The sequence below is a fragment of the Xylanibacillus composti genome (assembly GCF_018403685.1).
In the GTDB taxonomy this organism is placed as follows: Bacteria; Bacillota; Bacilli; order Paenibacillales; family K13; genus Xylanibacillus; species Xylanibacillus composti.
The window spans coordinates 1-6,212 of sequence record NZ_BOVK01000104.1 but is presented as its reverse complement, the minus strand read 5'-3'; the positions used below and the strand labels follow the sequence as shown (position 1 = coordinate 6,212).

The 6,212-nt window shown below is 56.7% G+C and carries 1 protein-coding gene; it reads right to left on the bottom strand.

Annotated elements, in window-relative coordinates:
• A partial coding sequence (locus tag XYCOK13_RS21585; RefSeq protein ID WP_213414324.1) for a non-ribosomal peptide synthetase occupies positions 1 to 6,105 on the bottom strand: 6,105 nt, incomplete at its 3' end.
• Between the last annotated feature and the right edge of the window lie 107 nt (positions 6,106 to 6,212).

The following is a 6,212-nucleotide window of genomic DNA, read 5'->3' as shown; positions in this document are numbered from 1 at the left end:
GCTCGACTGCTGCAGCTCGCGGTAAGCAAGCGGACCGCTAGCGGTGAGCAGCGCGGGCCGGTCCGGCGGCGCCTGAGCGAGAAACTGCTCCAGGCGTACAGCCGATGCCTCTTCAGATTTCACAGCATCTGCCGATTGATCCGCTGAAAGGCGTGCCGCAAGATGATGTTCCGGAATCAGCGGCAGCACTTCCGCCTCCCATAGCGCAGGTTCCACTGCCAACCGTTCGATCAACTGTTGATAGGCTGCATTCATGTCATCGATCAATTCAGCCGGGAAGAACGATTCCATGACATCCAGCACGTAGAACAAAGCGCCGTCATGCAGCTCCCAAAATTGATGGTCCAGCATCACCTGGGACGTTTCCAGGCAGCTGTAATCCGGACGCTTGAAGCCTTCCATGAACAACCCGCTGCCGACGACGAAAGGAATCGGCGCCTTGCCGAATCCTTCGGATTGGCGATTGAAGGCTTGCAAGATTTGCATGCCTCCCCATTGGATGTGCCGCGCGTCCTGCAAGATTTGATCCTGCACGCGCTTGGCGCGGGCGGCGAACGTGTCCTTGGCCCTGAAATCAATTTCCAGCGGATAGACCGATGAGAAATTGCCGAGAATGTTCATCATGTCCGGGTGGATCGGCATTCTGCGCGACATCATATGACCGATCACGAAGTGGCGCTTGTTGCTCCAGGCAGACAACACTTCGGCATAAGCCGCGATCATCGCGTTGGATGTCGTAATTCCATTGCTCGCAGCCCGTTCCTTGAAAGCTTGCCAATGCCGCGCGCTGACGACGGTTTCCCTGCGGTGCAGCATAGAGCGGCAGCGTCGGTCCATGCCAGCCCTGACAGGCAGTTCCGGCGGACCCGGCAAGTGCGGCAGGCGCGCTTCCCAATAGCTCCGAGCGGCTTGCCCCTGTTCGGATTGCTCTAGTTCCGCCATCATAATCGCGGCATCCCGCAAGCTAAGCTCGGGCGGGTCGAGAACCAGCGAAGGATCTTCATAGAATCGATCCACTTCATGGAACAACGTATAGATGGATTGGCCGTCCCAGAAAAAATTGTTGTGATTATAATGAATGCGCGTGCGACTTTCTCCGTCTTCAATCCAATAGGAAAGCCGTATATCTATCCAAGGCCAACGGTCGAGCGGCAGCTCGGCGCGCTCCATCTCTGCGCGAACTTGCAGCATGCTTGCATGGGCATCCTCCGTGCGCTGCTGGCGCCAGTCATACACGCTGCAGCGAACCGGCTCCGGATTGCGCACGGCCAGCATAGTCCCATCCTGACGAACGACCGCAATTTCATCAGCATGGCGCTCCAATGCACGGTTCCAGGCTGCTTCATATCGGGCTGCATCCAGCTCGGGAACGTCCCGCTCTGAATAAAGGTGGGGTCGTACATGAAATTCCATGTACGGGTCATCTGCCATGAAGAAGCCAAGCTGCAGATCCGAGAGTGGAATCTCGTGCTTCTTGTAGCGGAGCTGCGTCGGCAAGCTTTGGCCCGATACTCTGCTGCCGGTTTGATCCGCTGAGGACGCCGCCTGCAAGCGGCTGTCCACCAGCCGGGCCAGCGATTCGATGGTTTGGTTTTCGAAAAATTCATGCATTTCAATAGCTGCCGGCAGCGCGAGATTGATTTCGCGCAGCAGCTGCGTTGCCTGCAGGGAATCGCCCCCCAAATCGAAGAACCGGTCCGTCACGGAAATCTCGCGTCCGTTCATGACGGTCGTCCACGCTTCATGCAACCGCTGCTCAATCGGATTTCTCGGCGCGAGGATCGTCTGCCGATCCCGCACGCTCGTTTCGACTTGCTCCGGAACTGACGGAAGCCGCTTGTAGTCGATTTTCCCGTTCGTCGTAACCGGCACCCGGTCAATCTGGATCATATGCTGCGGCACCATGTAAGCAGGCAGACGCGACTCAAGATATTGCTTGACGGCCTGCATGTCCAATTCATGCACAGTCGCGGGACCTTCTGCCGCGATGACATGGAAGCCGCAATAATCAAACACGCTGCCCGGGGAACGGGTAACGGCGACGTCCGCGAATCCGGCATCGCGCAAAACCTGCTCCCATTGTTCGGGAGCCAGCAAGCAGTGCTCCTGACGCAAATGAACGTCCCGGTAGCCGTCAAATCCTTGCTGCAGCCCCATGTGCAGATCGAACGAGCGGAAAAACCGGGTTTCCTCTATGAGCAGAAGCTTGCCTCCTGGGCGAAGCAGGGAAATCAAATGGTCCAGCGCAAGCCCGATATCCTCCACATCGTGCAGCATGCTCGAGGCGATAATGCAGTCGAAGCTGTGCCGTTCAAGCCCTTGAAAATCCGGCCGGATATCCAGGTTGAATTGCTGGAATGACATGGAGCCGCTGTACGATTGAAACAGTTGCGCTGCCCGCTGCAAAAAGTAATCGGAAATATCAGTGAATACGTAATGGTGCGGAATGGATTGCAGGACGGGCAGGATGTGCTGGGTGGCGGAACCGAGGCCAGCGCCGACTTCGAGCAAGCGTACAGGCTTCCCGCCCTGCCGGGATTCCAATTCTCCGATCCACTGGTCCAGCGTGGTGTGCAGCAGCGCATGGCTGTCCGGGAAGAAAGCCTGGTACACCCTGGCCGTAGCGTCCGACGTGTAGATCTCTGCGGAATGCACGCTTTCTGTGAGAACATCCGGCAGCTGCCGAATGGTCCCCGTGAACCACTCCGCATCTTCTTTGGTGAAGCCGATCTCTTGTTCCAGCTGCATGCTCACTTGGCTGGACAGAGAATCGAAATCATAGGAAGGCAGTGCGCTTGTCAGCTCAATTCGACCCTTCCCTGCCGATTTGGCGACGCCCTCTTCGATCAGCACGTTCCAGGCGCGCAGCAGCCAGCGTTCGTAGCGATCCGCTACTCCTGCCGCTTTCATCCGTTCTACCGACAGAAGCTCGCCCGGCGCGCCCGTTGCCCCCAATAGGCGAAGGGCCCTGACCATAGCGGCCACATAATACGTATCGAGCAATGACCATGCCTGAATGAAGCCATCGTTCAGCTGTTTGGCTTCGGTCTTGCCTGCAGCCTGATCCAGCAGCGCTCGCAAAGGCTGCGACCCGTCAGATGCCCCTGGATTGTCAACACTAGTCGAATGACCCAGAGTTGCCAGTCTGTCTCCATGAACGGATAGATACGCAGCCAATTGCCGGTTTTCCGGCTTGTCTCCCACCGGCTGCACAACGGCCTCTTGAATTTCCGGGTGCTGGCGAAGCACGGCAGCGATCTCTCCGAGCTCGACCCGATGTCCGCGAATCTTAACCTGAGTATCATCCCTGCCGACGAACATGATATTGCCGTCAGGCGTATAATAGCCCAAATCTCCGGTATCGTAGAGACGCTCGCCGGTGCTTGGATCCGTTACAAAGCGGGCAGCCGTTTTTTCAGCGTCCTTCCAATAACCCATAGCCAGTCCGATGCCGCCAATATAGATGCGTCCTGTCACATAATCCGGACACGGCCGGAACGCCTCGTCGAGCACCCACATCGTCTGATTGGGCAGCGGCTTTCCGTATGGAATGGGAGCGTTACTGGCATTGTCGAAGGCCACGGGATGATAAATCGACCAGATGGACGCCTCGGTCGCGCCGCCCAGACTGACCACTTGGGCGGCGGCACATTTCATGCGAATGCGGTCCGGCAGATCTGGCGGTATCCAGTCGCCGCTGAGCAGTACGGTTCGCAGACTCTCCATCTCCGATTCACCGGGCAGATAACTGTCCATGACCATTCGCATCAATTGGGGAGCAGAATTCCACAGGGTTACGCCATGCTCCCGAATCAGCTGCTTCCAGTGATTGGGGTCTTGTCCTTTTGCATAGTCCGGCATAACCATGGTCCCGCCTGCTTCGAGCAAGCCGAATATGTCGTAGACCGACAAGTCGAAGCTTAAGGAGGACACTGCCAAAACCCGATCTCCTGCGCTCACGCCAAAAAGTTGATTGATATGAAAATTCGTATTTTGCGCGCCCCGGTGGCTGATCATGACGCCTTTTGGCACACCGGTTGTGCCGGAAGTAAAAATGACGTAGGCGAGGCTGTCCAAATGGGCATTCGCTTCGATCTTGGCGGGCATTGGGAGCCCGGACAGCGTCTCCTCGCTGATTGCCAGCATATGACGCGGATTATCGCCCTGCCCAACTTCATCCTCATACACGGGCTGTGTCAGAATGTGCCGGACTTCACCGATCCGCAGCAAGTCCTGCCTTCGCTTGTCAGGCAATTGAATATCAACCGGCATATAGGCGGCGCCTGCCATCAGGATGCCAAGGACGGCTGTCACCTGCTCCCAGCCCTTGTGCATCATGACGGCTACCGGTTCACCAGGCCGTATCCCTTGCTCCTGCAGCCAATGGGCCACGCGCGCGCTGTCAGCGTACAGGTCGCCGTACGTAATCGTGCGGGATGGGGACAAGATCGCCTTGGCTTCAGGCTGTCTGGCTGCATGCTCCAGAAAACCGCTGTGCAGCAGCCTGGCTTTATAGACAGTCTTAGTATCATTGACATCCTTTCGTCTTGTTTGTAGAACAGGCGGGAGTTCAGGGAGTGAGCGGGAATTCCAGCTCTCGGGCTGATCAGCCAAGCGAAGCAGCTGCTCGCGGAACGACTCCAGCATATGGTCGAGCATCCCGGCCTCGAATACGGCTTCCACCGCATCCCAGTTGACAACCAGATCGCCGTTCACTTCCATCACCTGGTGGTCAAGCCACACCTGCGGTGTTTGGCTGACTCCGTAAACCATCGGCCCGAATCGCTCGAGGCATCCAGCGTCATCCCCGTTTTCACTGAATACCAAACCGCTAGTGAATACATACGGCATCGTAGCTTTCATTGCCTCGCCATACCGGCGGTTCCATTCGCGCAATACCTCGACGCCGCTCCATTCGCGATGGTCAAGATCGGCGAGGAACTGCTTCTGAATCTGCCTGGCCCTGTCCAGAAAGCTCTGCGTCTCGGGACGATAGTCGATTTCGAGCAAAATGAGCGAAGTGAAGTCGCCAACCAGACGGAACACATCCGGATGCAAAGGCAAGCGGTTGAACAAGGTCATATTGATGGTAAAATGCTTCGTGCGGCTCCATTGCGCCAGCACGTCGGCATAGACAGTGAGAAGCAAGCTGGACGGCGTCAGCCCCTCCTCGCCGGCCTTGGCCTTCAACTGGCTCCAGGTTGCGCGGTCCAGCGTTAATCTGCGCCGGCGAAATGCCGACTGTTCCTGGACGCTAACCGCTTGGCGGACAGGCAGCTCGGGCGGCCCCGGCAGCGCATCTATCCGCTCCATCCAGTACTCACTTGCTTGGCGATGCGCATCCGAGTCGGCCATCTCCCGTTCTCCGCGCACGTAATCGCGATAAGAAAGCTGAATCTCGGGCAGGCTGTTGACTGGCTGCTCATATAGCTGATGCCATTCCTTGAACAGCATGAACATGCTCCAGCCGTCCATGATCAGAAAGTCCAGGCTGACATGAATTCGCACCTGCTCATGAGGCAGCAGCGAGGCGCGCACTTCGAACAGCGGCCAACGGTCGGCAGGGATGACTTGGTGCGACATGGCCTTGCGAACCTGCTCAATCGCCAGCGCTTGCTGTTCTTCATTCGCCTCCCGCAAATCTTGCATCTTAATCTCATAATAGGGAACTTCGCGGAGGATTCGCTGCATGCCATTCTGATCGATTACGGCGCGAAGCATGTCATGCCTGTCGATCAGCCGGCAGAAAGCATCATTCCATCTTCTCAGATCAAGCCGCTCGGCTTGCAATTCAAAGTAAAAATGGGTCGACACATTGCCATATTCGGCGGTTTGATTGCGTCCAAGCCAGTAAGCGTGCTGGATGTCCGTCAAGGGAAACGGCTCATATTTGCCAGCAAGATCCGGTTCGATAGCAGGGAACTGCCGATCTGTCGCAGAAGAATAACCCGATTTCAAATAAGCCAGAATCGCAGATTTGTGCGTTTGGAGTCCTTCCCGCAGCTCTGCTGTCAGCGCCCCCTGCGGCGCGGAAATTTTCAGCTCATCGCCCTCTGCTCGCATGCGTATTCCCGCTTGGCGGGCTTTCAGTAATAGGTTTTCCATCTCTCCCACTCCTCGGATTCATATATTTTTTATTCCGAGACAATCCGCCAGCCATTCGTTAGTCCGTAACGCAACCTGTGCAGCAGTCTGCCCTTCAAGCAATGTGT